Genomic DNA, 23,959 nt, shown 5'->3' on the forward strand with positions numbered 1-23,959 from the left:
GTCCTGTCGGCGTCATGCCGAGATCGCGTGCGTGCTTCGGATTCCTGTGAGCGTAGCGTGACTGGGCTGTCGCAGTGCGCGAAGAGCGGGCTGTCACCCGCACGCGAAACCTTTCCCCGGGACGTCTCCCGGAGTCACGGCGGTCGCCCTGCGTGACCGTCCCGGATCGCCAACTGCGAGGATTCCCAGGCGTGTCGGCGTTCCCCCGGACGGCCGAACACGCTCGGTCAGCATCGTTCCCGGTCGTCTCGGACGGGGGTCGTCGCCTGGCGTGTCAACTTCCAGCCGTCGCCGTGTCGTTCGACGAATCCAAGTGCTCGGAGTTCGTACAGTCTCCCGACCGCGTCGTCCGTGCTGGTCGCCGCCCGCCGGGCGATCTCCTCGGTTCCGGCCGGATCCCGCGCCGGCAGAGCGGCCAGGACACGTCCCGCACCCGGGTCCAGGAGATCGCGTGGCAGTACGGGGCCACGCCGGTCCGGGGCCAGCTCCCCCATGTCGCCCACCAGTTCGACGACTTCCGCTGCGTCGGACACCAGGACGGCCTCCCCGCGCAGCAGTTCGTGCACCCCCGCCGACAGCGCGCTGGTGGCGGGTCCCGGCACCCCCATCGTGAACCGGCCCAGTCTCTGTGCCGCGCGGGCGGTCACGAGCGCTCCGCTGCGGTACGCCGCCTCGACGACCACGGTGCCCCGGGTGAGCGCCGCGATGACCCGGTTGCGGAGGATGAATCTGCTCGGCGTCGGATGCTCGCCCGGTGGCAGCTCCCCCACCACCAGCCCCTGTTCCGCGATTCTGGCGATCAGCGCGGTGTGTCCGCGTGGATAGGGACGGTCGACGCCGCAGGCGAGCACCGCGACGGTGGCGCCGCCCGCTCCGAGGGCGCCCCGGTGCGCGGCGCCGTCGATGCCGTAGGCGCCGCCGGACACCACCACCCAGCCCCGCTCCGCGAGTCCGGCGCCGAGGGTGGCGGCCATGTGCGCGCCGTACTCGGTGCAGGCGCGGGCGCCGACGACGGCGACGGACCGCAGCGCCCACAGCCGCAGGCCGGGCCGCCCCCGCACCCACAGTCCGACGGGCCGGGCGTCGCCCAGGTCGTCGAGCTGCGCGGGCCATTCGGGTTCACCGGGACAGACGAACCTCACCCCGGCGCCTCGCGCGAGGGCGAGGTCGCGCTCCGGGTCGGCCCGCGCGGCCCTGGCCCGCAGCCCGGCCCACCTTCTGTCGGTCATCCCGCGCGGCTGCCCCAGGTCCCCGTACAGCCACCGGACCGCTTCCGGGGCGCCGACCTCGCGGATCCAGCGCCCGCAGACCTCGTCGCCCGGTTCGACGACCCGGGACAGTGCGACGCGGGCCCCGCGCTCGAGGGCCGTCATGCCGGCGCGCCGATCGCCATCGGCACCCCGCGCGGGATGCCGGTGCGGAGCTGAAGCGCCAGGGCGACGTCCCCGGCGTCGGGCCGGTCGTGCCCCGACAGGTCCGCGACCGTCCATGCGACCCGGAGCACCCGGTCCAGCCCACGGGCCGTCAGCAGCCCCCGCTCCAGGCCGCGCTCGGCCTCGTCCATCGCTCCCGCCCTCGCCTGCCAGCGGCCGCGCAGCTCGCGTCCCGGCACCTCGCTGTTGGTGTGCCAGGGCGTGTCCTTCAGCCGCTCGGCGGCCCGCTCACGGCCGGCGAGCACCCGGTCCGCGACCGTCCTCGTCGACTCGCCCCGCGCGCCGCGCGCGGTGAGTTCGGCCCGGGTGACCGGCTCGACGTCCACCCGCAGGTCGACCCGGTCGAGCAAGGGCCCCGAGAGCCGCGCCTGATAGCGGCGGATGACGGAGGGCGGGCACTCGCAGAAGTCGTTCGTGGTGCTGAAGCGCCCGCAGGGGCAGGGGTTGGCGGCCAGCACCATCAGGAACTTGGCGGGGAACCGTACGACACCGGCGCTGCGCGCGATCACCACGTGTCCCGCCTCCAGTGGCTGGCGCAGGGCGTCGAGCGCGAAGCCGCTGAACTCCGGAGCCTCGTCATCTTTTCCGAGTGCTGAGTCGTTCGCGTCGGCCATGAGCTGGTGCGATGCGTCGCGTGGATGTCCGCGACATGGCTCATCCCAAAAGGAAGCTGCCCCTGGCCAGGATGGCAGGGGCAGCTGGTGGTCCGTCTTGGTCAGTCGATGCGCTTCACGGACCCGATGTAGGCCTCGTTGGCAGGGAAGGCCGAAAATTCCCGTTTGGAGATGGTGGGGCCGTTGGCAATCTGGTCAACCACGTCCATGCCCTTGGTGACCTTCCCGAAGACGGCATGGCCGGGGTCGTCACCGCGGGGGTCGAGGAAGTCGTTGTCGGCGACGTTGATGAGGAACTGGGAGGTCACCGAGTCCGGGTCGTCGAAGGACATGCGGGCCACGGCCACTGTGCCGCGGGTGTTCAGCAGTCCGTTGCCGGCCTCGTTGCTGATCTTGTCGTGGCCGACGGTGGACTTCATGTGCATCGTGTTGTCGATGAGGCCGCCCCAGATCGTGACGCCGGCATGCACGTAGTGGAAGTACGTTCCGTCGTAGAACCCTTCGTCGACGTACTCAAGGAAGTTCTTCACCGTGATCGGGGCCTTCTCGGCGTCCAGTTCGAGTTCGATCTCTCCGAGGCGGGTGTCTAGCAGGACGTGCTGCTTCTGGTCGCTCATGTTGTCTCCGTTCAGGTCTGACGGGCTGTTTGATCATCATAAAGAGCACCGGGTGACGAGACCGTGACGTTGAGTAGCTCGTTTTCCAGGGTGGAGATGCGCTTCTCGGCGAAGCGGAGGTTGGAACGGGCGCCTTCGAGTCGTTCCTGGAGGGTGCGGTGCTCGCGGGTGAGCTGCTGAACGCGAGCCTTGAGGGTGGTGTTCTCGGTGTTCAGGGCCTGGAGCGATTCACCGGGGACCATCTGGTCGAAATCGCGGATCTGGCCCATGAGCTCGCCGATCCGTTGCCGCTGGGTGAGGACCTCTTTCTGGGTGCGGGTGAGTTCGGCTTCGGCGTTCAGCGCGCGTTCGCGCCAGGTGGCTTCGATCTGGTCGTGCTGCTGCTGGGCCTGGCGGTCGTGGCGGCTGCGGCTGTCGGTGACGGCGTTCGCCACGAGCGCGCGGGCTTCGGTGTTCTCGTAGAGGAACGTGGCGGACACGCCGGCGCGCTGGGCGATGGCGCGGACGGTGAGGCGGTGTCGTTCGCGGCGGAGCTGGCCGATGGCGGTGGCGACCTGGTCGAGCTTCTTCTTGGTCTGGTCGCGACGGGCGGCGATGGCCGCCGCTGTGTTCTCGGGCCTCATGCGGCTTCCTCCTCGCTCTCGTGGCGGTGCAGGTCGCGGGCCCGGAAGGCGGTGCTCCAGATCCGGCCGAAGTAGTCCTGCGGTCGGCGGAGGTCGAGGGCGAGGGCGTCGTCGAGGAGGTCGACGGCGGCCAGGGCCTTCTCCAGGCCGTCGATGGCACGGGCGGTGGGCTCGAACACGTCGTGCAAGAAGTCGGCGGTGGCGGGGTCGGGGGCTCGTTCGGCGAGGGTCCGCCACTGCTCGCGCTTGCGGTGCCAGTAGACGAGGTCGGCGCCGGAAAGAACGAACTTGTCGCAGTTGTGGCAGTCCATATTGAAGGGGCAGGCGTCGCCGTTGACGACGGGCTGGAAGGTGCAGAAGCCACCCTCGGCGGGGGTGGATCGGCGAGTGAGGTCGATGGCGAGGGCCTCGGCCTGCTGGCGGGTCATGGGCTGGCCGGAGGACAGGAGGAGACCGGGTTCGGCGGCGCCGGGGCCGGCGACCCAGACGGCGTTGAGGGCATCGTTGAGGCGGGGGTCGGTGTTGGCGATGTGGGTGTAGTGCTCGGCCATGGCGTCGGAGACGTGGCCGAGGTAGCGCTTGATGTGGGTGAGGTTGGCGCCGGCCTTGAGGAGGTTGGTGGCCAGGGTGTGTCGGGCCTGGTGGGCGACGCCGCTGAGTGCGAGGTCGGTGACCCAGGCGGAGAACAAGGTCTGGAACCAGCCGTAGCTCATGCTGCTGCGGCCGTTGCGGTTGGTGGAGCGTCGGGGGAACAGTGCGAGGGTGGCCCGTTCCTCGGAGGTGGGCGGGCGGCCGTTGCGCTGGACGAAGCGATCGATGGTCTTGGCCTGGCGGACCTCGATGCGACGGACGAGGCGTTCGGGGATGCGGATGCCGTCGTCGAGGTTGCCGACCTTGGTCTGGTCGTGCCAGAGCAGGGGCAGGCCGTTGACGCGGCTCACGCAGTCCAGGCGGAGGCGGATCACCTCGTTGCAGCGGCGGCCGGTGAAGACCAGCGTCTCCCAGATGTCCCGCAGCCCCCGGTCCTCGGCGTCTCGCTCGTCCAGGAGCGCGAGGTTGGCGTCGTCGGCCAGGGCGCGGGCGGTGTCATCGGAGAACGGGCGGCCCCGTTTGCCGCGTTCGGTGCCGCCGGGCGGGATCGCAACGATGAACCGCTGGTCCAGCCCGAGGGCGGCGGTGGTGCCCGCGTCCATGCCGGCCCGAAGGACGGTGCGGGCTCCGTTGAAGATCCGCGCCACCGCTCCGGCGGTCACGCCGTCCTTCGCCTGGCGGCCCGGTTTCCCGCAGGGGCCTTCGTGCCGGCCCAGCGGCTGCAGGCCGAACTTGGCCCGGTGGCGTTGGTCGGCGACGAAGTCGATCATGTGGTTCTCGGTCAGCAGGGCGGGCTGGTGTCCGCCGTCGGGTGCCTGGGCCTCCAGATAGGCGCTGAGCTCGGCGCAGGCCCGTCGCGTGCTCTTGAACATGTTCTGGGAGCGGGGCGGATCGTTCTTCAGCCGGGTGTCGAATTGGTCCCAGAGCAGGTCCCGCAGCCAGGTCTGGGAGATCATCGTCAGGTCGATGCGGCTGCCACAGTAGGGGAAGTGGACGCCGTAGTGGGCGGTCTCGATGAAGCCGGCCTGTTTGGTGTCCTCGCGGGTGAAGTAGACGAGCCGCAGCTGGTTGAGCATCGTCTTGGCGATCTTGCTGCTGTTGACCGGGACCTCGTCGAGGTCGAGGTCGGCCAGTGAGCTGGCGTTGCGGGAGCGGCAGTGCTCGGCGAGGTGCTGGACGAACCGCAGTGTCCAGCGGGCTCCCTCCATAGGGCCCTGCATGTGGTTGAACAGGGCCCACTGGATCTCCGCCTTGACCAGGGGCCGCAGGCCGAGCAGGGACAGGGTTCCGTTCATCCGGAAGATGGCCGGGGTGTTCTGGCACCAGTGCCGGAACGCGGCCTTGTCACCGTAGGTGATCTCGGCCGTGCCGCTCTGACCGGCGTGCAGTCCCCATTTTCGCAGGTCGGGGACTTGGACGTCGCCGGGGCGGCCCTGACGGTCGTAGAGGGCGCGGTGCCGTGAACACATCCGCAGCGGGGTGTGGTCGGCGCGCTCGCTGCAGGCCAGCACCTGGCACTTGCCCATTCCCGGCAGCGGGGACTGAGTGGGCAGCCAGTCATCGAGGAGGGGGGTCCGCCCGTGTTTGCGGGTCCAGCGTTCCCAGTTGGTCCACCGTTTCGCGTGGACAAGGCAGAGGCCCCACTGGCCGACAGCGGGCAAGTCTGGGCAGATCCGACAGGACTGGGGGTCCGACCAACTCCGGGCGGTGAACGGCTTCGCGGCGGCCAGGAACGAGGTGAAGGTGGCGCCGCCGCCGCGGACGGCTGCCCATTCGATCTGGTGGCGGTGGCAGAGGTCCCAGCTGCCCTCCTTGCTCCGGTCGCAGTCCTCGACCTGGCACCGCCAGCCGTAGACAGGGTGGTCGGCGGGGATCCGAAGGACATCGCCGTTGAAGAGGGGGTCGAAGGAGGGCGCGGCAATCAGGGCCCGGAGGATCTCCAAACGGTCGCCGGCGGTGCGGGAGACCGCAGGTGGGTCGATCAGCAGCGTGAGTGGCCGTTGCGTGGTCATTCGCTCTCTCCCCAGACCTCGAACAGTGCGGCGGAGAACTCCGGGGAGTGCAGGTCGGGGTGGCCGTAGACGTCCTCGACCATCGCGGCCGAGGCCCAGTTGCCGGCCACCTTGGTCACCAGCGCATCCCCGCCGGACGCCTTGAGGACGGCGGCGGTCGTCGTGTGCCGGAACTGGTGGGGCTTGATCCGCCCCGGCAGCTTCGCGCGGCGCCCGGCCCGCCGGAGCATCCCGCGGACGGCGTCGGTGGTCAGCGGCTCACCGCGCTTCGGCCCGGCGAGCTGGATCAGCAGCATGCCGTGACCGGCGGCCAGCGGCCGGTACTCGGTGGTCATGTAGGTGAAGTAGGAACTGATCATGGCGGGACTGACCCGGTAGATCTCCCCGCCGCTGATCACGCCGTCACGCAGCCACCAGTCGGGCTTCTTCTTGGCCGCCGCCCCGTTCGGGTTGCCCCACCGGTCGCAGACGTGGACGTGCGGGCTCTCGCAGTCACCGCAAGCCGCGTTGCCGCGCAGGTGCAGGTCCGACAAGTGCAGCCCGGCCAGGCCCCCGACGCGCAAGGTCGTGTCCGACAGCCAGTCGACGATCATCGCGTCGCGGGCGGTGTTCATCTTCTGCAGCAGTTCGGACCGGGCGCCGTCGGGCAGCATCTTCGGATGCCTCCGGCGCGAAGTCCCTTTCCGCGTAAGTGGGTTGGCGGACACCGAGGTGATGGTGTGGCCGAGCAGGGAGCGGTTGCGGTCGACCTGGGTCGGCAGCCGACGGACGTCCAGTTCGGCCCGCAGTGCGTCGTTGATCTGCTGGCGGGCGCACTGGTGGAGGTAGAAGCCCTTCAGCACCGCGGCCGCGGTGCCCAGGCCCGACGCGGTGTAGGGGCGCTTCGGCGGCACCCGCCACGGCTGTCCGAACGGCATCTGCACCTTCGCCCCGACCGCCCCCATGTACCGGTGCAGGTCCCTGACCGTTGTCTTCGCCGTGGACAGACCCTCGCGCACCCGCCAGCGAAGGTGATCAACCAGTGTGTAGGCGTACGTCTTCTGCGTGCCCGACCCCTCGAACATCATCAGGAAGCTGTCGGCCTCCTCGTCGACGGAGCCATCCGGCCAAACAATCGTGAAGGACCGTCCGCCATCCGATCGCTTCATCTGCTGGACGCGGATGTCGTCCAGAACCATCCCACTCCGCACCGGCACCACCTCTCACTCACGTGACGAAGAGGCTTGCCCGGATCGGTAAAAGCGAACGTCCGGGGCTTACAGACCGCCTGAACGAGTGACACGGACACTCACAGCACGATCGGTAAAGTCGAGGAAGAGCACGCCGCGGTGCGACAGGGACACCGCGCCGGGCCGGGCGAGCCCCTTGCCGCCGCCGACGAGCGCCTGCATGGTCGCGGAATGGTGGGGCGCGCAGTACGGCGCGACGTCCACCAGCGGTTTGCCGGGCGGCAGCAGGCCCGCGACGGAGTGGATCGCCGTCACCTCCAGGGATTCCTGCCGGGTGAGGCGCGGCATGATCAGCGGCATCCGCTCGGCCAGCATCGTCTTGCCCGCACCGGGTGGCCCCTGGAGGAAGACGTGGTGTCCGCCGGCCGCCGCGACCTCCATCGCGGTGCGCGCCGAGAGCTGGCCGACGACGTCGCCGAGGTCGTGGCCCCGGTCGTGTTCCGGCACGGCGATGCCGCACAGGCCGGTGGCCTCGCCCGTGCCGGGCAGGCGCAGGCCGGCCGACAGCGGGTCCGGGCGGCCCCGCTCGTCCGGATCCTCCTCGGGCACCGGTTCGTCCGCCAGCACCGCGATCAGCTGGCGCAGGCTGCGGACCCCGAGCACCGAGACTCCCGGCACGAGGGATGCCTCGGCCGCGGCGCACTCCGGCACCACCACCTGTTCGTAACCGGCGTCCGCCGCGGCGAGGACGGCCGGGAGGATGCCCCGGACCGGCCGCACCCTGCCGTCGAGCCCCAGCTCCCCGATCATCACGATGTCGGCGAGCACCCGCGGATCGATCCGCTCGGCGGCGCCGAGTACGGCGCTGGCGACGGCGAGGTCGAATCCTGAACTGAGACGCTTCTAACGCAAGCGGCCCCCGCCGGTGTTAGCGCACCGAACGAGGGCCTCACGGAACAACCTGACTTCACCAGGAGCCCGCGTTGCTGAATCTTCTCATGTCTCCCCGTACCGCTCGTAAGGTCGTTGGCCTGATCGGCGCCGTCGTCGAGACCGCCGCCGACGCCATCCGCAGCGTCATCGCCCCCGCCACCCTCGTCGCCAAGCAGGACACGCCGGCCGCCGAGGCCGAGGCGCCCTCGGTCGTCGAGGCCCCGGACCCGGCCGACCTCTTCACCGACGACCAGCTGCCCGCCGTCGAGGACATCGAGCGCGCCGCACTCGGCTACGACCTCGCCGCCGACTCCGCCCGCTCCGCCGACCGCGCGAAGAGGAAGCACCGCAAGCTCCTCGACCGCCTCCCCGCCGGCACCTACGGCGCCTGGCTCGTCCGCCGCGTCGCCTCGAACCGACAGACCGTCGACCTCGACAAGGTCCGCGCCATCTTCGAGCAGCACGGCCTCGGCGACGTCCCGATGCGCGACACCGCCCCGTCCCTGCGCGTCGAGCGGATCGTCACCGTGGACGCCGCCGAGACCCTGACGGCAGCGGCAGCCTGATGGCCGCGACCACCGAGACGGCCCGCCTCGCGCGGGCCGTCCCCGGCCGGCGTCTCATCGCCGCCGGGTTCATCTCCCGCAGGGTCGACGTCCGCGTCACCGAGGCCGGCGTCACCGGAGCCATCCGCAGGGAGGCCCGGCGATGAGCCGCTTCGAGATGACCGGCCACGACCGGTACCGGATCGAGCAGGCCCGCAAGACGCTGGCCGCGCTGGACGACCTCGACATGGGCGACGACCGGGCGATGGCCAGCACGATCGGCCGCCTGGAGGTCACCCTGCAGCAGCTCGTCGAGATGGTCGACGAGGCGGTGACCGACCAGTGAGCACCGAGCCCCGGACCGTCACCCTGGCCACCGCCGACCACGGCAACGTCACCGTGCCCGAGCCGTCGTGGTGCGCGGGCCACGCCCACCACGACCCCGAGACCCTGCGCGTCGACCTCATCCACGCCGGGCCCGCCGTCGACCTCGTCCACCGCGGCCGAACGCTGCTGTCCGCCGAGCTCGTCCAGTCCCCGCACGCCGGTCCCGCCAGCCCGTACCTCGGCGGCCGGACGCCCGGCGTCTCCGTCTACCCGCTCGGCCAGACCCTCGACCCCACCGGCCTGTACTGCCTGGCCGCAGACCTCGACCGGTACGCCGACCAGCTCCGCGACCTCGCCGACCAGCTCGCCGCGGCCCTCGGCGGTGGCCAGTGAGTTTCCGAGACCGGGCCCGCGACGCCCTGTACAGCGCCATGAACACGGACGACGGCACGCCCGCCTCCGCCCGCCGCGCCACCCAGGTCGCCTCCGTGGCGGCGCACGCAGCTGCGCACCACGGACACGCCGGCACCGCGGCCGTCGTCGCCACCCTCGGCGCCGCGGCCGTCGCCGCTGAAGGCGCCCTCTCCAACTACGTCTATCCGCCCGGCGACTACGCCACGTTCCGGAAGGACACCCCGTGAACCGCCTGAAGAAGGCAGCCCCCTGGGCACTGCCCGCCGCCCTTACCGCCGTCGCCGTCGTGTGGGCCGTCGCCGCGATCGGCAGCATCCTCACCGCCACCGCCCGCCCCGCGTTCGCCTACTCCGTCGCCGTCCTCTACGACGCGGTGTGGCTGTACGCCCTGGCGCAGGAGACCGCGCACCGCCGGCAGGGATCCAGCGCCCGACTCCCGCAGGTCATCGGGTGGGTGTTCCTGCCCCTCACCGTGGCGGTCCTCGCCGTGCACGGCGTCCTCGCCGGGGACGCTCTCGCCGCTGCTGTCGGCGCGCTGATCCCTGTCTTGGCGAAGATGACGCTCGTTATGGCGATCGACCGGGAGCGCACGCGGATCAGCCCGCGGGCGCAGGCCGCCATCGACCGCACCCGTGCCGTCACCCGTGACCGCATCGCCGTCTCCCGTGCCGTGGCCGCGGCACGGGCGGACGAGACGAAGGCCGCCGCGGACATCGTGAAGGCGTCCCGGGAGGCGGAGGCCGAGGCCATCACGACCACCCACGACGCGTTCGAGCGGTACGCGGAGATCGTGAACGAGCACCCCGTGCCGGACTGGCACACCGACCTTCCCACCCTGGTCTCCGACACCGAGTTGCAGGCCCTCCTCGCGGGGGGCGTGCCGGACGACGAAACCGCAGGTGGCACGGGGGGTTCGGGTCTCGCGGTCGCGCCGGGCGGTCACGGTTCCGGCACGCCCCCGCTGGAGGGGCCGCGGACGGCGAACAGTAAGGCGGTCGCGATGCTCGCCGCCGAGCTGTACGCCACCGACCCGCCGCCCTCGAAGCGGAAGTTCCGGGAGGCGATGCGCGCCGAGATGAACACCCAGGGCCTGACCGGGGCGTGGGACACCATCGACGCCCTGTACGACCGGGAGAAGGCGCTCAGCGAGCCGGCCGAGGGTGGGGAGTGACCATGCGTCCCATGCTGTTCGGCGCCGTCCTGGCCCTGCTGTGGCTGACGGTCGGCCCCCACCTGACGGTCCCGGTCGTCGTGGTCAATGCCGTCGCGCAGGCGGTCACCGCCACCGTCGTCCTCGTCGTCCTCGCTCGCCCGTACCTGTCGCGAGGGAGGCGGACGCGATGACCGAGCCCAACCCGCTCGCCAAGGCGGAGGCCGCCGTCGCGGAGGCTGCGGAGAACACGGACCTCGTCCGGATCGTCGCCGCAGTCCTCGCCGCGCAGCAGGCCACCCAGCAGCAGACCGCCCCGCCGACCCCGGTCCGCCCGGAGTTCGACGCGCGGAAGTGGCTCGTCATCGGTGGCGTCGTCGTCTCCGTCGGCCTGGTCGGTGCTCTGTTCGCCGTGGCCATTGCCATCGGCGCGTGCTGTGCGACCGCCTGCCTGCTGATCCTGCGCTCGATGTGGCGCGACGTCTCCAAGGGTCGCTGACCTGCCCTTCCGTCCCCCGCCAGGTGGTCAACTCTTCACCACCTGCGGGGGTGCGGTGGGGCCGGACAGCCCGACCCGTGACCAGGAGGAACCCGTGAACCGAGAGCAGCACCTGAAGCAGGCGATCGACGCGCTCGCCCAGGCGGAGAAGCTCGCCGGATGGGCCGAGAACGCGGCCCGCGGAGACGGCCCGCACAAGGCCGCCCCCTACGCCGCCGCCGGCACCCTGTGGGACTCGATCGCCCGCACCCACCTGCTCATCGCCGAGGCCACGCGCGCCGTCGACGCCACCCCGGAGGACTGACCCATGGCGTTCACCGACAAGGACCCGCACAGCGCGGGCGAGATCCTCCGCGTCGTCGCCCTCGGCATCCGCATCGAGCGCCGCAAGGCCCGCGGCAAGCCCGTCAAGGCGCTGGAGAACCGGGCGGAGCGCATCCACGAGAAGGCGCAGCAGCGCGAGGACCAGCGCGGCAAGAAGAAGTAGCTACCCCGGGGACAGCGTCACGCCGGCAAGCAGACCGCCGTCCCCGGGCCCGGACCGCCCATCAGACGACCGGAGAGACCAGCATGACCGACACGCTCATCCCGGCCCAGCCCGAGGCCGCAGAAGCCGCCGAGACGGACGCACCCGCGCCGCCCATCCCCGTCGACAACCCGAAGCTGCCCGACCCCGGCGTCACCACCGAGAAACGCCGCCCAATCATCGCCCCGTGGCTGCGCTCCCGCCGCGACCTGCTCGCCACCGTCGAGCGCGCCGCAGGCCACGCCTGGTACGCGACCGCCTTCCACGGCCTGCGCGCCCCCTGGTACGCCACACAGCTCGCCCTCATGGCCCCGCGCGGCACCGCCCGACTGGTCACCGGCACGAGCCGGTGGGTGTGGGACCGCGAGGCCGCGCCCCTGCGGGACTACGCCGTGCGCACCGAGGACGTCGAGGAGTACATGCGCCTCGCCCGCCTGCGTGCCGGCCGTGTCCGCCTCCGCGGACTGGTCACCGTCGTCGCCTGCACGTTCGGCCTCGGCTTCGCGATCTGGCTGTACGTCATGGCCCCCGCGTTCCTCTATGTCTTCGCGGCCAGCGGGGTCCTCACCCTCGGCTACTTCGGCCAGCAGCCCGACGCCCCGGTCATCGGCCCAGCCGTCATGCGCACCGAGCTGCAGAAGCTGACCGGCACGATCGTGCTCCGCGCTCTCGACGCCATCGGCAACGCCAAGATCTCCGCCGCCGTGAAGAAGGGCGGCGACATGAACGGCATGCGCTTCACCTCGGAGATCACCCGCGACGGACCCGGCTACCGAGCCGACCTCGACCTCCCGTATGGCGTCGTCCCCGAGGACGTCATGGAGGAGCGCCAGGCCCTCGCCTCCGGCCTGCGCCGCAAGCTCGGCTGCGTCTGGCCCTCCGGCGACCCCGACGAGCACGAGGGCCGCCTCATCCTGTGGGTCGGCGACAAGCCCATGAACGAGACCACCAAGCCCCCGTGGCCGCTGCTGCGCGAGGGCGAGGTCGACCTGTTCAAGCCCGTCGTGTTCGGCAACGACCAGCGGATGCGGGACATCGTCGTCTGCCTGATGTTCGTCTCCGTCGTCATCGGATCCGTCCCCCGCATGGGCAAGACGTTCCTGCTCCGCCTGCTCCTGCTCATCGCCTCCCTCGACCCGCGGGCCGCCCTGCTCGCCTTCGACTTCAAGGGCACCGGCGACCTCGGCCCCCTCCAACCCGTCTGCCACCGCTACCGGTCCGGCGAGGAGGACGAGGACCTGTTGTACGTCCTGCACGCCATGCGCGAGCTCAAGGACGAACTGCGCCGCCGCGCCAAGGTGATCCGCTCCCTGCCCAAGTCCCGCTGCCCCGAGTCGAAGGTCACCCCGGCCCTCGCCAGCGACAAGAGCCTCGGCCTGCACCCGATCGTCGTCGGCTTCGACGAGTGCCAGGTCCCCTTCGAGCACGAGAAGTACGGCGCCGAGCTGGAGTCCATCTGCACCGACGTCGCCAAGCGCGGCCCCGCCCTCGGCATCATCGGGATCTTCGCCACCCAGCGCCCGGACGCCAAGAGCCTCCCGCCCGGCATCAGTGCGAACGCCATCCTGCGGTTCTGCCTCAAGGTCATGAGCCACACCGCGAACGACATGGTCCTCGGCACCGGCGCCTACAAGGCCGGCATCCGGGCAACGATGTTCTCCCGCTCCGACCGGGGCATCTGCTGGATGTCCGGCGAGGGCGACGACCCGGTCATCGCCGCGTCCGCGTTCGTCGACGGCCCGGCCGCCGAGGGCGTCGTCGCCCGCGCCCACCAGCTGCGCGAGGCCTACGGCAACGTGACCGGCCACGCGATCGGCCAGGGCCCCTCCGAGTCGCGCGGGATGGACATCCTCGGCGACGTCGCCAAGGCGTTCCGCCCGGACGAGGAGCAGCTGTGGTGCGAGCGGATCGCCGCCCGCCTCGCCGAGGCCTGGCCGGACGTCTACGGCGAGTGGACCACCGCCCGCATCGCCCCCGCGCTGAAGCCGTGGGGCATCGCCACCGCAGACGTGTGGGCCACCGGGGAGGACGGCAAGGGCACCACGAAACGCGGCATCCGGCGGGCCGACGTGCACGCCGCGATCACTCGCCGTGACGCGGACCGGGCCGCGGCGTAGCACTCGGACGACCGCTAGGCCTAGCACCCCGCGCTGCTAGGCCTAGCACCTCCGCTAGCACCAGAACATGCCCCTGACCTGTTACCTAGCGCCTAGCAGCAGGGGCCACCGTGAGCGGGATTCACCAGGATTCGAGGGGGAGGGCATCCCATGTGGCTTGCTATGGCTGTGGTCGTCGGCTGGCTCGGTGGCTACGCAGTGTTGTGCGCCGCGCGGCCGTTCGCGTCCTGCCGCCGCTGTCGCGGGGCGGGCGAGGTCGAGCGGTTCGGGAAGCCGCGGATGTGCCCGCGCTGCCACGGCAAGCGGCTGCGGCTGCGCGTCGGCCGGCGGGCGCACAACGCGTGGCGCCGCACCCAGCAGGCGGGCACCCGCCCCACCCCGCAGAAGGTGGGCCGATGACTGCCACGTTCGACAGCCCGGCCGAGTCGCTCGGCGAGCACATCGCCCGGCTGGCCGCGATCGAGGCGGAGGCGGAGGCCGTGCAGACCTGGCAGCCGCTCGTCGTACCGGGCGCGTTGCAGGCCTTCGCGTATGCCTGTGCCGCCATTCACGGGGCGAGCCTCGCCGTGCCGCTCGCTGAGGGTGCGTGGCAGGGCTTCGTCGACTGGGTGAAACGAAACGCGTAACGAAATACGGAACCGTCGTTCGGCAAGTCGAAGCCCCGGCAGCCCATCACGGGCGCCGGGGCTTGGTCATGCTCGGAGCCGAGCCGTTGAGGTACTTATGAGGCCGGGGAGTAGTAGGCGGCAATGTCGTTTCCGGTGTAATCCGCGGAGTGGTACCCACCGATAAGGTCGCCCCCGTCCACCTTGAGGAAAGCGTGCTCCCTGCCGGAACGCCCACTTAGGGCGTTCTGCGGATTCAGGTTCACCGTCGTGTGGTCGCTGCCGTCGTTGTGCCTGCTGGAGTCGAGGAGGGTAGTGACATCCGCGCCGAGGTCGCCGTTGTCAGCCGCAGCGGCGGGGCCAGTGACCAGGGCGGCAGCAACACCGACCAGAACCAGCACCGTGAGTACTCGCTTCATCATGCCGACATGATGTCCGGGCCGCGGTACGAATCTCGTCTGCTGAACGGGTGGATCGGTGCCGCCCATATCCCGCTGACCAGGCCGGCTCATCTTCGGTGAGAACCGGGCAACGTTCGCTGAGACGGATCGTCGGGCCGCTTTCGTGCGTCCGGGGTCAGCGCAGGGCTTCGATGGCCTTCACGACCAGAGCACGCGCCTCGGCCCCGTACACGGCCATGCTCCGCAGCTCCTCGAACGCGGCCAGATACAAGGCGATCTCGCCGGGCTGCGTGATGTTCACCTGCGCGGACAACAGTTCGACGGAGACGAGGGTGTCGTCGTAGACGTGGAACAGCTCCTGCGGCCACAGGACCCGCTGCGGGGTGGCGTCCGGGATGATGCCGAGCGACACCGATGGGAGCGCCCCGGCCGTGAGCAGGTAGCCCAGTTGAGCCGCCATCGTGTCCTGGTCCCCCAACTGGTAGCGCAGGACACCCTCCTCGATGACGAGGACGAACCGGTGCCCCGGCTCGTGGATCACCTTGGATCGCTCGACCCGTGCCGACGCGGCGCTCTCGGCGTCGTCGGGGATGTCGAGCAGGCGGGCGTTGCTGCTGAGCAGGGCCCGGCTGTATCCCTCCGTCTGCAGGAGTCCGGGTACGAGGGTCGGCGAGTAGATCCTGAACAGCCCGGTGGACCGGAACAGTTGCACATAGCTGTCCTGGAGCTGACGCAGGCCCATGCGGGTGCGCCGTCGCCACTCGGTGTACATCGACTCCGCGTTGAGGGACGCGGCCACAAGCTCCGGCTGCGCCTCGGCCGACGGATCCACAACGCTTGGCGACGAACCCAGGACGCTGGCACCCGCTGAACGGGAAGATGCCCCATGCCCTCACGCCAGCCCTCACCCAACGGGCCGAGCCTGCTCGTTGCCCTGTGGTGGCTGCTCCTCGCCGCCTGCGCCGCCGTGATGTTCCTCGGGGGCATCAGCTTCCTGCTTAGCCCCGACGACGAGCCCCAGCCGACGCCGACCGTCACGGTCACCGAGATCTGGCCCGAGCAACCCGAGGTATCAACCGACCTCCCGGACGCGGCTGTCGACGACGGTCTGACTGACATACCCACGCCCGCCGTCTGCACCGATGCGGACGCCCGCGGAGTGGTCCCCCGGGACCGGTGGACGCCCTGCGGCCAGCTCCTCGGCTACTTCGACGACTCGGCCACGCCGCCACCTGGTGCACCTGTCGTACCGTGAGAGCGACGAACGCCCCCGCTCAGGCTGATAGCCGGGAGGGGGCGTTCGTCATGCCGTCCAGACTCCGCAGGAGCGTCAGCACGCGCCAGGTCCGCCACCCCATAGGTCACATGTTGAGCACATCGCCCCGAAGCGGACAGGCTCCGAAGGATGATGCCCCTTCAGCTTGCACGTCCAGGGGGAACCATGCGCACCCGCACGACCACGGCGCTCACCACCGTCCTGCTGCTCGCAGCCACAGTCACCGCATGCAGCAGCAACTCGACCGACAACAAGCCGCGCACCGCCAGCACCAAGACCACGAGCAGAGCGACCGCATCCGCCGCGGCCGGCCCGCTCAAAATCGGGACCGGCCACCACTGGACGGACACCGACACCGACGGCAGTCACATCGGCGGCACCACGACCGTCATGGGTTACACCCAGCCGATCAAGATGGACGACGCCTACTCCCGCGGCCTCTCCGACTTCGAGCACCCCGTCTGGGCCACCCTCGACGTCAAGCTCTGCGCCGATTCCAGCAGCACCACCGTGATGACCTCCCAGCAGCCCTGGGCACTCGGCTTCCCCGACGACACCCGCATTCAGGCTCCGTTCGTCAACGGGGAGGGCGTACCCAATCCCGAGTACCCCGTCGGCAGCACTGCCGTGAAGGCTGGCTCTTGCCTTCGAGGGAAGATCACGTTCTCCATGGAGCGCGGCACCCGCCCCAACCAGATCATTTACGGACCCGAGGGCCGGGATCCCGTCGAGTGGTCGGTGCCCAAGGCGTAGGCGAAACCGCCTGCGGACGCCCCATGGTGATTGCGCGCAACCGATAGCGGGACCTGGCTTCCCGCAATCCGCCGCAATCCGGCAGCAGCCCCGTGAAATCCCGCGCATCCTGGGGTCTCCAACCCGGCCAGACGGAGGATGAGATGACGCTCAGGTTCCTCGGCACCACCAGCGAAGACGGCGACTGCCCCACCCTGTACGAGGTCGAGGAGACGGGCGACATCGTCGTCCAGGGCGACAAGCTCACCGACCCCGAACACCTCGCGCAGCTACGGGACGTGAAGGACTCCGAGACGTTCGTCGTCATCCCGCGCGAGCTGCTCACCCGCTTCGCGCCGAGGGCCTGACATGCCGCCCCTGGTCCCGTTCGCCGACGTCGGCCATCTCTTCGCGGAGTTCGAGCACACCGCCTGGCGGCTGGAGCAGCGACGCCGATACGCCACGGACCTCAACAGTCCACGCTGGGCAGCCTTCCAGGCCGGTGAGGACATCACGGCCGCACCGGACAACGCGTGGCGGCAGAACGTCCGTAAGCAGACCGCCCAGGGCAAACGGTTCGAGCGGGTCCGGGTGGTCGACGATCCCCCGACGGAGGGACAGCGGTTCCTCCTGGCTGCCGGGTTGACGAACGTGGCCGCAGGCGAGGACATCCGCAATCTGTACCGCGCGGACGCAGCCCAGCTCCGACTCCCGGACTTCGACTTCTGGCTCTTCGACTCGCGGACCCTGCTGCGCTTCGAGTTCGACAACGCGGATACCACCCTCGGGGTGTACGTGATCGAGGACCCGGCCGAAGTGCTCGCCGCCTGCCAGGCAAGGGATGCGGCCTGGCACTACGCAGTCCATACCGCGGAGTTCCAGCGGCAGGTACGTTCCACCGTGTGACCACGGACTTCCAGTCATCGAGAGAAGCCCTCGGCGTGCGGCTCCGGCAGCTGCGCGCCGAGGCCGGCGTCGAGGGCAAAGACCTCGCAGCCCGGCTCGGATGGCAGCCCTCGAAGGTCTCCCGGCTTCAGAACGGCAAGCAGACACCGACCCCGGCGGACATCACCGCGTGGCTGCAGGGTGTCGGACGGCCAGACGCTGAGGTCGAGCTCCAGGGGCTGCGCGCTGGGCTCGAGATGAAGCACCGGTCATGGCGTCGGCAGCTCGCGGGCGGGCACCGGGCCCGGCAGGAGGTGGCAATCCAGGAGACCGCGGCCACGCAGACGATCCGGGGCCTGGAAGTCTCGCGCGTGCCGGGCCTGTTCCAGACGCCGGAGTACGCGCGTGTGATCTTCGATGCGAATGCCGAGTTCCGCGGCATCCCCGCGACGACCGAGGCCGCGGTCGAGGCCCGTACCCGTAGGCAAGAAGCCTTGTACGAGCCCGGGAAGAGCTTCCGGTTCCTCGTGTGCGAGGCCGCGCTGTACCACCGCGCGTGCCCGGCGGACGTGATGGCCGAGCAGCTGGACCGGCTCTACAACCTGATCGGCCTTCGCTCCGTGGAGCTCGGCATCCTGCCCTTCGGCGCGCAGCTGCGGCGTACTGCCCCGCACGCCTTCTGGATCTACGACACCCGGTTGGTCATCGTCGAGACGATCAGCGAGGAGTTGTGGCTCACCGGCGCGGACGACATCACCTTGTACGAGCGGGCGTGGGACTGGCTTGCCGAGGCTGCCGAGTACGGTGCCCCGGCTCGCCGGCTGATCGGCCGCGCGCGGTCCTCGCTCGACCTCTCGTGAGCAATCCGCGGCAAGCGGAGGGCCCCCTCGAGCAATCCCGCGCAATCGGCGCACGGCCGCGCAATCGCAGTCCCTACGGTCCTGGTCATGGCCTTACAACCTGCCCCGTACCTACGGCAGGCGGGACAGGACTGGCTCCTGTCCTGCGCCGACGTCACCGCCGAAATACGGTCCCTCTGGGACGCCGACGAACTCGGCCCGTTCCCCACCGGCGGGCACTGGATGGTCGCCGAGACGAGCCTCGCGCGGACGATGGACGCCCTCAAGCGCATCGAGCAGCCGCGCCGCGGCCCGGTCCTCGGGGACGTCACCACAGGCCTCGGCTGGTGGCTCCTGCCGCCGACGCTCGGCGAGGAGCTGGACGACGTCCGCACCCTCACCGTCCACCCCCGCGGCTGGGTGTTGCGCTGCCCGCCCGTCCTGTACCCGGTGCGCGGCCGCGTCTGGCTCGAGCGCCCGGACGGCACCGGACGGCTCACCGACCCCGTATTGCTCGGCGCTGCGCTCGGTCCCGGCGGCGGGCCCCGACTCCCCGCGGAGGCATTCGCATGACCCTCACCTCAGCCGAGACCACAAGCGGCGCCCTCCTCGAACGACGCGGACAGCGGCTGATCGACGCAGCGGTGTCCGATCGGGAGCTGGCGGCAGCGCAGGCCCTCGTCGAGGAAGAGACGATCCTCGCCCGCGAAAGCGTGTTGCGCGCGCTCGGTCTCCTCGACATTCCCAGCGAGGCCGATGTCCAGTGGGAGGGCCTGGCCGGACAGGTCTACCGCCTCGGCCTGGACGACGAACAGCGAGCGTTCCTCGGGCTGACGCTGTCCATGGTGGGCATCGGCAGCGTCGGACTCACAGCGGTGGCAGAGCTCGATGAGCGACGCCTGGCGGTCATGCTGCGGGCAATCGCACGCCTCGCGGGCAACGACACCCTCGCCGTGGGCACCCGCATCTGAACTCTCGCGGCCGGCCTGATGAGGCTTCCTGAATTTCCCCACCCCGTGCTCAGGGGTTGGACAGACCTGCTCTCCGAGCTTCCCCATCTCTCCGAGGCCCCGACCCGCAGCCATGTCTCAGTGATTCGCGAGCGACAGAAATGCGCGCGGGCCTGGCCGGGACCGACCAGGCCCCGCTTGGTGGGCTCCAGGTCGATCCGCGGCCGTCGTGCTGTGGGCCTAGATGTCGCCGACCGCGAAATCGTCGATCGCGGCGGCGTAGCTGGTGAGGCCACTGGTCGCGCACGCGGCGCCCAGCTCGACCTGGTCGCTGGTGGTGCGGACGTGGGCGCGTGCGGTGCCGCCGGCGAAGGTGCCGTTAGCGACTGAGCCGCCCTCCAGGGAGAAGGACTGCGTGCTGCCGCGGAGGCTGGACTGGTCGATCACAGTGCGGCTTCCGTCGTTCCAGTTGATCGTCACCTTGGCGTAACCGGGGCCGATCGGCCCGGGACAGGCGGCAGTGAGAGCGGACTCGATCCGGACCGTGCCGCCTGTGATCTTTGGGTGGTTTGAGGACGTGCAGGTACCCATCTCGCCGTTGGCTGTGAGCCGCACGGTGTTCTTGCTGAACGTGATGCCGGGGTTGTACTGCACGTTGAGGGAACCACCGCTGCAGACGACGTCGCCGATGGCGGACGGGTCGGCGGCAGCGGCCGGACTGAGCGGGGCAAGGGCAATCACCGCGGCAGCGGCAACCGCAGCCGAAACGAATGGACTACGCACGTGAGGGCCTCGTTCCAAACTCGAATGGGGCGAACGAGAGAATGGAATCCGTTTCCGGACCTGCAGGTCTGTGCACGCGCCTGACGTCCTCGGAGCCTGACTCGAACGGGCTACCTGTCCGCAGCAAGCAGCCCCGACGCTCGTTGCCGACAGCAACCGAATGGTGAACGAGGAGCGTGACTGGCCAATTTCACGAAGCCTCATCAGCCCCGTGGTCGGCGGCGAGTAGGGGCTGGCCCGCCCCCCTGGGCACAGGGTGAGCCGGTGACGGCTGTCCGCCCGCCCTCAGCACCCCAGGCGACACGAGGGCGGGCAGGCTCGGCCTAGTCCATGACAGGCAGTCGGCCATCACACCACCAGCCGCCATCGGGGCCCGATGCCTCTCGTTCGTATGGAATCCGACGAAAGATCGGAGCGGCGCCGGTGCTGTCGGTACCGTCCCCCGCATTCGCGCAGAGTGCGTGTCCGATTGGGGTGTTCCATGGGCGTGCGGCTGTCGGGCGGGATCGGCCCGTTACGGGTATCGGTGCCGGTACTCGGAGGCGGTGGTGGGCTGGGCGAGATCGTCGTACTGATGTTCAAGCTGTTCGGCTGGCTGCTGTGGTGGGAACTGGTCCTGTGCTGGTACCTGCTGCTCGGCTGTTGGTGGCTTTTGCGGGGCGTCTACTGGGACGGGCCGCGGGCGGCGTGGAGGTGGTGGCAGCGCCGGGATTGAACGATCACTCGATCGGGCCCACAACCCGGACACACACCCCACATAGGTCTCTCGTACAGCGCATGATGCGACCTCCATCACACGCACGTCCCGAGGTGGTTCTGTTCACGGGTTCCGGTTCTGACTCAACTTCTGTGGTGCCGGTCGGGTTCCTGGGCCTCCCCGCCCCGGGCCTGAACCACGAGATGTTCCAGCCCCAGCCCGGCGAAACACCGCTGGCCGCCCGCCTTACGGCAGACGGCCTGCGGCAACCACACCGCACTACACGCGACCGGCCAGGGTCACACCGAGGTGGACGAATTCGGCCGGGCGCACGGGGGCGACGCCGAAGTCGACGACGACCTTGCCGGCCTTGACAGACTCGGCCGTGTTGTTGCTCTGGTCGCAGATCACGTAGAACGCCTCGTCCGAGGCCCGGCCCTGGAGCGCGCCCTGCTTCCACTGGTCCGTCAGGAACGAGGTGACCGAGTGGCGCAGGGCTGCCCACAGCCGATCGTCGTTCACTTCGGATGAGGTCCACGTGGTGGAGGTGCGGATGGACTCCGTGAGGAAGTTGACCAGACGGCGGACGTTCAGGTACTTGAAGTCGCTGTTGATGGAGAGCGTCCGGGCGCCCCACACCAGCAGGCCCCGGCCCGGGAACGCCCGCAGGCAGTTCACCCCGGCCTCGTTCAGTGGCCCCTGCTCGGCGTCGGTCAGCTCCTTCTCGATGCTCAGCGCGCCCCTGACGTCCTGGTTCGCCGGTGCCTTGAACACCCCACGCTCGGCGTCGGTCCGGGCCCAGATCCCGGCCATGTGCCCCGACGGCGGGACCGTCCGTGCGGTCCCGCCGACCCCTGGCACGTTGAGCCACGGGTAGTACACGGTCGTGAACTGGGTCTCGGTCTCGTCCAGACCGAACAGCCCAGGGGTCTTAGCGGCGTCCTCGGGCGAGGCCCCCTGCTTCGCATGCAGGAGCGCCATCCGGTTGCCCGCCTGCGCACAGTGACCCGCGATGGCCCTGGCGATCGCCGGAGCGTCGCTCTCGTTCTTCCACAGGTCGGGGGCCGCGACGATGTCGACCTCCGGCACCTTCTCCAGCCCGGCCAGGGCTGCGGTGTAGGCGTCGATATCGCTGCCGCTCGTGCCGACCACGTGGCAGGAGGTGCCGCCGTTGGCGAAGAAGCCGAAGACCGCCTCGACGAGATTCGGCCCGGCAAGCTCCCGGCCCTGGTTGCCCAGGCCGTACAGGCCCTCGAACTCACTCCAGCTCTTCACAGCCTTCGCTTCTGCGGAGCCCCCATCAACGGGGGCAATGAATGCCGCCGTCGACGTCCCCGCACCTGTGATCGTCCGCACACTGTCCGGCATCCCCGGCTCCTTCGCGCTCGTGAAGACAAGAAGAACGCGAGCCCCGGAACGGAGCCCGCGAGTGTGAGCGTAAAGATCAAACTGGCCAATAGTTAGGAACCTCATCCGATCGAGTGCGTTGCGTGGCTCTGTTCACGAAAACGGGTTCTAGCTCAACTTCTGTGGTGCCGGTCGGGGTGCGCTGGGATGGGCACGCGGTCTCCAAGAACGAGCAGGTCCGCACCGTGGTCGTCGTTCGGATCAGTGGGCTCGGGTCCGCTTCACAGGAGTTGAGCCAGAGCCCGGGTTCCGACAGCAGATGTTCAGCAGTTTCGACAGCACGAGGCTGCAGGGGCGTTCGAATAGCCGTCGACTGTGGACTGCGAGCGAGGCCGACAGTGGCAAGGCGGCGGTCTGGGTTCACCGGTCAGGGTGCAATCCTCTACGACCGCGCGCGTTTGGCCGGGTCGGGAACCGCTGGCCTCTTAGCGTGAATCGGGAACGATCCGGGCGGGCCGTCGTCGGGGTCGTGACCCTATGGAGGTAACTGCCTATGACCGCCCCGACCCCCGAGCTCACGGGGGACTACACCTTCGACCCGTACAGCACCCAAATCGGGTTCGCCGTGCGCCACGTCATGCTCACCAAGCTGCACGGCTCCTTCCACGAGCTCGAAGGCACCCTGCACCTGGACGCCGCCGACCCAGCCAAATCCACCGGCCAGGTGGTGCTCAAGGCCGAGAGCATCGACACCAGCCACGAGCAGCGTGACCAGCAGCTGCGCACCAACGACTTCCTGGACGTACCGAACTTCCCCGACATCACCTTTCGCACCACCGAGGTCGAGGCGAAGTCCGACACCGACTACCGGGTCACGGGCGACCTCACCATCAAGGCCACCACCAAGTCGGTCACCATCGACTTCCAGTACACCGGTAACGCCGTCGACCCCTACGGCAACCAGCGGATCGGCCTGGATGGCTCGGTGACCATCTCCCTCAAGGACTTCGACATCAACCAGAACCCGACCCTGAAAGACGGCGGCGCCCTGGTCGGCGACAGGGCCGTCCTGAAGTTCGCCATCTCTGCGATCAAGCAGGGCTGAGAGCTTCCAGCCAGCCGGCCACCCGGTCCAGGAAGCGATCACGCGGCGCGGTCCTCGACGTCAGGGCCGCGCCGTCACAATGCCGAACCGCGCGCCACGCCCCTCATCAAACGTTCAACGGCCCCTCTCCGCCCGCACCAGCGCGAGCACCTCGTCCCGGCCCCGCCCCGCCGTCACACCCCCGTAAGGAGGCGCAGAGAACCGCGCCAGCGGATGCCGCGGCTGCACCCCCGCCACCACATCGGCGAGCACCTGGCCCAGCACCGCCCCGCCGTCGACGAGCGGCCACAACTGGCCGCGCACCCAAACAGATCCGTCGAGGCCGGCACCCGTCTCCTCACCCTCGGCGCACCGCAGCCCGCGCGCCGCGAGCTTCGCACCCACCACACGAACCCGGCCGTCGTGCGCCGCGAGCGCGCCCACCGCCGCCTTCATCGCCTCAGCTGCAGCGACGGCCGCCGACACGGCCACCGCCCGCGACGCGGCCAGACCCTCGACGTCCCGTTTCATCTCCTGCGCCGCCGCCTCACCCTCAGCCGCCCGCCGCTGCCGCGCCTCCTCCTGCACCTCCCAGTCCTGGCGCATCAGGCGCGCCCGCACCGCCGCATGGTCCGCGGCGTCATACGCGTCCTTGTGCCTGTCGTATGCGGCCGGCGAGGCGCGATTGGTGGCGTACTCCCGCTCCGCCTCCCGCAGCTCCTCCGCGGCCCGCCGAGCCAGCTCCTCGGCCTGCGCCAGATCCTCCGTCGTCACCGTAATCACGGCCTTC

General features: G+C 70.1%; 31 protein-coding genes and 3 pseudogenes. 22 read left to right on the forward strand and 12 right to left on the reverse strand.

The window, feature by feature from the left end; all coding sequences use genetic code 11:
- Positions 1-227: 227 nt before the first annotated feature.
- The 7 genes and pseudogenes from dprA to ACH4S8_RS24965 form a co-directional block, all read right to left on the reverse strand.
- On the reverse strand, positions 228-1,373 hold the full coding sequence (gene dprA / locus ACH4S8_RS24935) for a DNA-processing protein DprA (RefSeq protein ID WP_398397588.1): 1,146 nt from the start codon (positions 1,371-1,373) through the stop codon (positions 228-230).
- Positions 1,370-2,011: pseudogene (locus tag ACH4S8_RS24940) on the reverse strand (ATP-binding protein); the annotation flags it as partial. The pseudogene ACH4S8_RS24940 and the gene dprA, both read right to left, overlap by 4 nt.
- 137 nt (positions 2,012-2,148) lie before the next feature.
- Positions 2,149-2,664: a peptidylprolyl isomerase gene (locus ACH4S8_RS24945; RefSeq protein ID WP_398397590.1), complete on the reverse strand. Its 516-nt coding sequence runs from the start codon at positions 2,662-2,664 to the stop codon at positions 2,149-2,151.
- 11 nt (positions 2,665-2,675) lie between these two features.
- On the reverse strand, positions 2,676-3,287 hold the full coding sequence (locus ACH4S8_RS24950) for a DUF6262 family protein (RefSeq protein WP_398397592.1): 612 nt from the start codon (positions 3,285-3,287) through the stop codon (positions 2,676-2,678).
- Entirely contained in the window at positions 3,284-5,890 is a 2,607-nt protein-coding gene (locus tag ACH4S8_RS24955) for a tyrosine-type recombinase/integrase (protein WP_398397594.1), read from the reverse strand. The genes ACH4S8_RS24950 and ACH4S8_RS24955 overlap by 4 nt, the downstream gene beginning before the upstream one ends.
- Positions 5,887-7,068 (reverse strand): tyrosine-type recombinase/integrase, encoded by a 1,182-nt coding sequence (locus tag ACH4S8_RS24960; protein ID WP_398397596.1) that lies wholly within the window; start codon positions 7,066-7,068, stop codon positions 5,887-5,889. Before ACH4S8_RS24960 ends, ACH4S8_RS24955 begins: the two co-directional genes overlap by 4 nt.
- Before the next feature lie 123 nt (positions 7,069-7,191).
- A pseudogene (locus tag ACH4S8_RS24965) lies at positions 7,192-7,959 on the reverse strand (ATP-binding protein); the annotation flags it as partial.
- Positions 7,960-8,042: 83 nt separating this feature from the next.
- Between ACH4S8_RS24965 and ACH4S8_RS24970 the strand changes: the two are divergent.
- The 13 genes from ACH4S8_RS24970 to ACH4S8_RS25030 all read left to right on the forward strand — a co-directional run bounded on the left by ACH4S8_RS24970 (position 8,043) and on the right by ACH4S8_RS25030 (position 14,196).
- A complete protein-coding gene (locus ACH4S8_RS24970; RefSeq protein WP_398397598.1) occupies positions 8,043-8,558 on the forward strand; it encodes a hypothetical protein in 516 nt (171 codons plus the stop codon).
- A complete protein-coding gene (locus tag ACH4S8_RS24975; protein WP_398397600.1) occupies positions 8,558-8,704 on the forward strand; it encodes a hypothetical protein in 147 nt (48 codons plus the stop codon). Before ACH4S8_RS24970 ends, ACH4S8_RS24975 begins: the two co-directional genes overlap by 1 nt.
- A complete protein-coding gene (locus tag ACH4S8_RS24980; protein ID WP_398397602.1) occupies positions 8,701-8,883 on the forward strand; it encodes a hypothetical protein in 183 nt (60 codons plus the stop codon). Before ACH4S8_RS24975 ends, ACH4S8_RS24980 begins: the two co-directional genes overlap by 4 nt.
- Positions 8,880-9,257, forward strand: a complete 378-nt coding sequence (locus tag ACH4S8_RS24985) for a DUF6907 domain-containing protein (protein WP_398397604.1) — start codon at positions 8,880-8,882, stop codon at positions 9,255-9,257. Before ACH4S8_RS24980 ends, ACH4S8_RS24985 begins: the two co-directional genes overlap by 4 nt.
- A complete protein-coding gene (locus tag ACH4S8_RS24990; RefSeq protein ID WP_398397606.1) occupies positions 9,254-9,505 on the forward strand; it encodes a hypothetical protein in 252 nt (83 codons plus the stop codon). Before ACH4S8_RS24985 ends, ACH4S8_RS24990 begins: the two co-directional genes overlap by 4 nt.
- Complete coding sequence (locus tag ACH4S8_RS24995; RefSeq protein WP_398397608.1) at positions 9,502-10,449, forward strand: hypothetical protein; 948 nt, start codon at positions 9,502-9,504, stop codon at positions 10,447-10,449. The genes ACH4S8_RS24990 and ACH4S8_RS24995 overlap by 4 nt, the downstream gene beginning before the upstream one ends.
- Positions 10,450-10,451: 2 nt before the next feature.
- The gene (locus tag ACH4S8_RS25000) at positions 10,452-10,622 is read left to right on the forward strand and encodes a hypothetical protein (RefSeq protein ID WP_398397610.1); all 171 of its coding nucleotides are present in this window, start codon (positions 10,452-10,454) and stop codon (positions 10,620-10,622) included.
- Positions 10,619-10,927, forward strand: a complete 309-nt coding sequence (locus ACH4S8_RS25005) for a hypothetical protein (RefSeq protein ID WP_398397612.1) — start codon at positions 10,619-10,621, stop codon at positions 10,925-10,927. Before ACH4S8_RS25000 ends, ACH4S8_RS25005 begins: the two co-directional genes overlap by 4 nt.
- Before the next feature lie 94 nt (positions 10,928-11,021).
- The gene (locus ACH4S8_RS25010) at positions 11,022-11,231 is read left to right on the forward strand and encodes a hypothetical protein (RefSeq protein WP_398397614.1); all 210 of its coding nucleotides are present in this window, start codon (positions 11,022-11,024) and stop codon (positions 11,229-11,231) included.
- Positions 11,232-11,234: 3 nt separating this feature from the next.
- Complete coding sequence (locus ACH4S8_RS25015) at positions 11,235-11,414, forward strand: hypothetical protein (protein ID WP_398397616.1); 180 nt, start codon at positions 11,235-11,237, stop codon at positions 11,412-11,414.
- A gap of 83 nt (positions 11,415-11,497) precedes the next feature.
- A complete protein-coding gene (locus ACH4S8_RS25020) occupies positions 11,498-13,570 on the forward strand; it encodes a cell division protein FtsK (RefSeq protein WP_398397618.1) in 2,073 nt (690 codons plus the stop codon).
- Between the two features lie 162 nt (positions 13,571-13,732).
- The gene (locus ACH4S8_RS25025) at positions 13,733-13,969 is read left to right on the forward strand and encodes a hypothetical protein (protein WP_398397620.1); all 237 of its coding nucleotides are present in this window, start codon (positions 13,733-13,735) and stop codon (positions 13,967-13,969) included.
- Positions 13,966-14,196: a Scr1 family TA system antitoxin-like transcriptional regulator gene (locus tag ACH4S8_RS25030; RefSeq protein ID WP_398397622.1), complete on the forward strand. Its 231-nt coding sequence runs from the start codon at positions 13,966-13,968 to the stop codon at positions 14,194-14,196. Before ACH4S8_RS25025 ends, ACH4S8_RS25030 begins: the two co-directional genes overlap by 4 nt.
- Positions 14,197-14,291: 95 nt before the next feature.
- Here ACH4S8_RS25030 and ACH4S8_RS25035 read toward each other — a convergent pair whose 3' ends face one another.
- Together ACH4S8_RS25035 and ACH4S8_RS25040 are read right to left on the reverse strand one after the other, a co-directional pair.
- Entirely contained in the window at positions 14,292-14,597 is a 306-nt protein-coding gene (locus ACH4S8_RS25035) for a hypothetical protein (protein WP_398397624.1), read from the reverse strand.
- Positions 14,598-14,751: 154 nt separating this feature from the next.
- Positions 14,752-15,381 (reverse strand): annotated as a pseudogene (locus tag ACH4S8_RS25040) (DUF5753 domain-containing protein); the annotation flags it as partial.
- 81 nt (positions 15,382-15,462) lie between these two features.
- Here ACH4S8_RS25040 and ACH4S8_RS25045 point away from each other — a divergent pair.
- From ACH4S8_RS25045 to ACH4S8_RS25075, 7 genes are all read left to right on the forward strand, one after another.
- Entirely contained in the window at positions 15,463-15,831 is a 369-nt protein-coding gene (locus ACH4S8_RS25045) for a hypothetical protein (protein WP_398397626.1), read from the forward strand.
- A gap of 186 nt (positions 15,832-16,017) precedes the next feature.
- A complete protein-coding gene (locus tag ACH4S8_RS25050; RefSeq protein ID WP_398397628.1) occupies positions 16,018-16,605 on the forward strand; it encodes a hypothetical protein in 588 nt (195 codons plus the stop codon).
- 143 nt (positions 16,606-16,748) lie between these two features.
- Complete coding sequence (locus ACH4S8_RS25055) at positions 16,749-16,952, forward strand: hypothetical protein (protein WP_398397630.1); 204 nt, start codon at positions 16,749-16,751, stop codon at positions 16,950-16,952.
- Between the two features lies 1 nt (position 16,953).
- On the forward strand, positions 16,954-17,490 hold the full coding sequence (locus ACH4S8_RS25060; protein WP_398397632.1) for a DUF6879 family protein: 537 nt from the start codon (positions 16,954-16,956) through the stop codon (positions 17,488-17,490).
- The gene (locus tag ACH4S8_RS25065; RefSeq protein ID WP_398397634.1) at positions 17,487-18,329 is read left to right on the forward strand and encodes a helix-turn-helix domain-containing protein; all 843 of its coding nucleotides are present in this window, start codon (positions 17,487-17,489) and stop codon (positions 18,327-18,329) included. The genes ACH4S8_RS25060 and ACH4S8_RS25065 overlap by 4 nt, the downstream gene beginning before the upstream one ends.
- 87 nt (positions 18,330-18,416) lie before the next feature.
- Complete coding sequence (locus tag ACH4S8_RS25070) at positions 18,417-18,881, forward strand: hypothetical protein (RefSeq protein WP_398397636.1); 465 nt, start codon at positions 18,417-18,419, stop codon at positions 18,879-18,881.
- Positions 18,878-19,279, forward strand: coding sequence for a hypothetical protein (locus ACH4S8_RS25075; RefSeq protein ID WP_398397638.1), 402 nt, complete (start codon positions 18,878-18,880; stop codon positions 19,277-19,279). The genes ACH4S8_RS25070 and ACH4S8_RS25075 overlap by 4 nt, the downstream gene beginning before the upstream one ends.
- A gap of 219 nt (positions 19,280-19,498) precedes the next feature.
- On the opposite strand, the gene ACH4S8_RS25080 is transcribed toward ACH4S8_RS25075, so the two are convergent.
- Positions 19,499-20,041, reverse strand: a complete 543-nt coding sequence (locus ACH4S8_RS25080; RefSeq protein ID WP_398397640.1) for a hypothetical protein — start codon at positions 20,039-20,041, stop codon at positions 19,499-19,501.
- A gap of 526 nt (positions 20,042-20,567) precedes the next feature.
- Here ACH4S8_RS25080 and ACH4S8_RS25085 point away from each other — a divergent pair.
- Positions 20,568-20,756: a hypothetical protein gene (locus ACH4S8_RS25085; RefSeq protein ID WP_398397642.1), complete on the forward strand. Its 189-nt coding sequence runs from the start codon at positions 20,568-20,570 to the stop codon at positions 20,754-20,756.
- A 261-nt stretch (positions 20,757-21,017) separates the two neighbouring features.
- On the opposite strand, the gene ACH4S8_RS25090 is transcribed toward ACH4S8_RS25085, so the two are convergent.
- Positions 21,018-22,013, reverse strand: coding sequence for a phage tail sheath family protein (locus ACH4S8_RS25090; protein WP_398397644.1), 996 nt, complete (start codon positions 22,011-22,013; stop codon positions 21,018-21,020).
- A gap of 625 nt (positions 22,014-22,638) precedes the next feature.
- Between ACH4S8_RS25090 and ACH4S8_RS25095 the strand changes: the two genes are divergently transcribed.
- Positions 22,639-23,190 carry a YceI family protein gene (locus tag ACH4S8_RS25095; RefSeq protein ID WP_398397646.1) on the forward strand — a complete coding sequence of 184 codons (552 nt, stop codon included), beginning with the start codon at positions 22,639-22,641 and terminating at the stop codon, positions 23,188-23,190.
- 114 nt (positions 23,191-23,304) lie between these two features.
- On the opposite strand, the gene ACH4S8_RS25100 is transcribed toward ACH4S8_RS25095, so the two are convergent.
- The gene (locus ACH4S8_RS25100) at positions 23,305-23,952 is read right to left on the reverse strand and encodes a hypothetical protein (RefSeq protein WP_398397649.1); all 648 of its coding nucleotides are present in this window, start codon (positions 23,950-23,952) and stop codon (positions 23,305-23,307) included.
- Positions 23,953-23,959 lie beyond the last annotated feature (7 nt).

Source organism: Streptomyces sp. NPDC021080 (genome assembly GCF_044333225.1).
Lineage (GTDB): Bacteria > Actinomycetota > Actinomycetes > Streptomycetales > Streptomycetaceae > Streptomyces.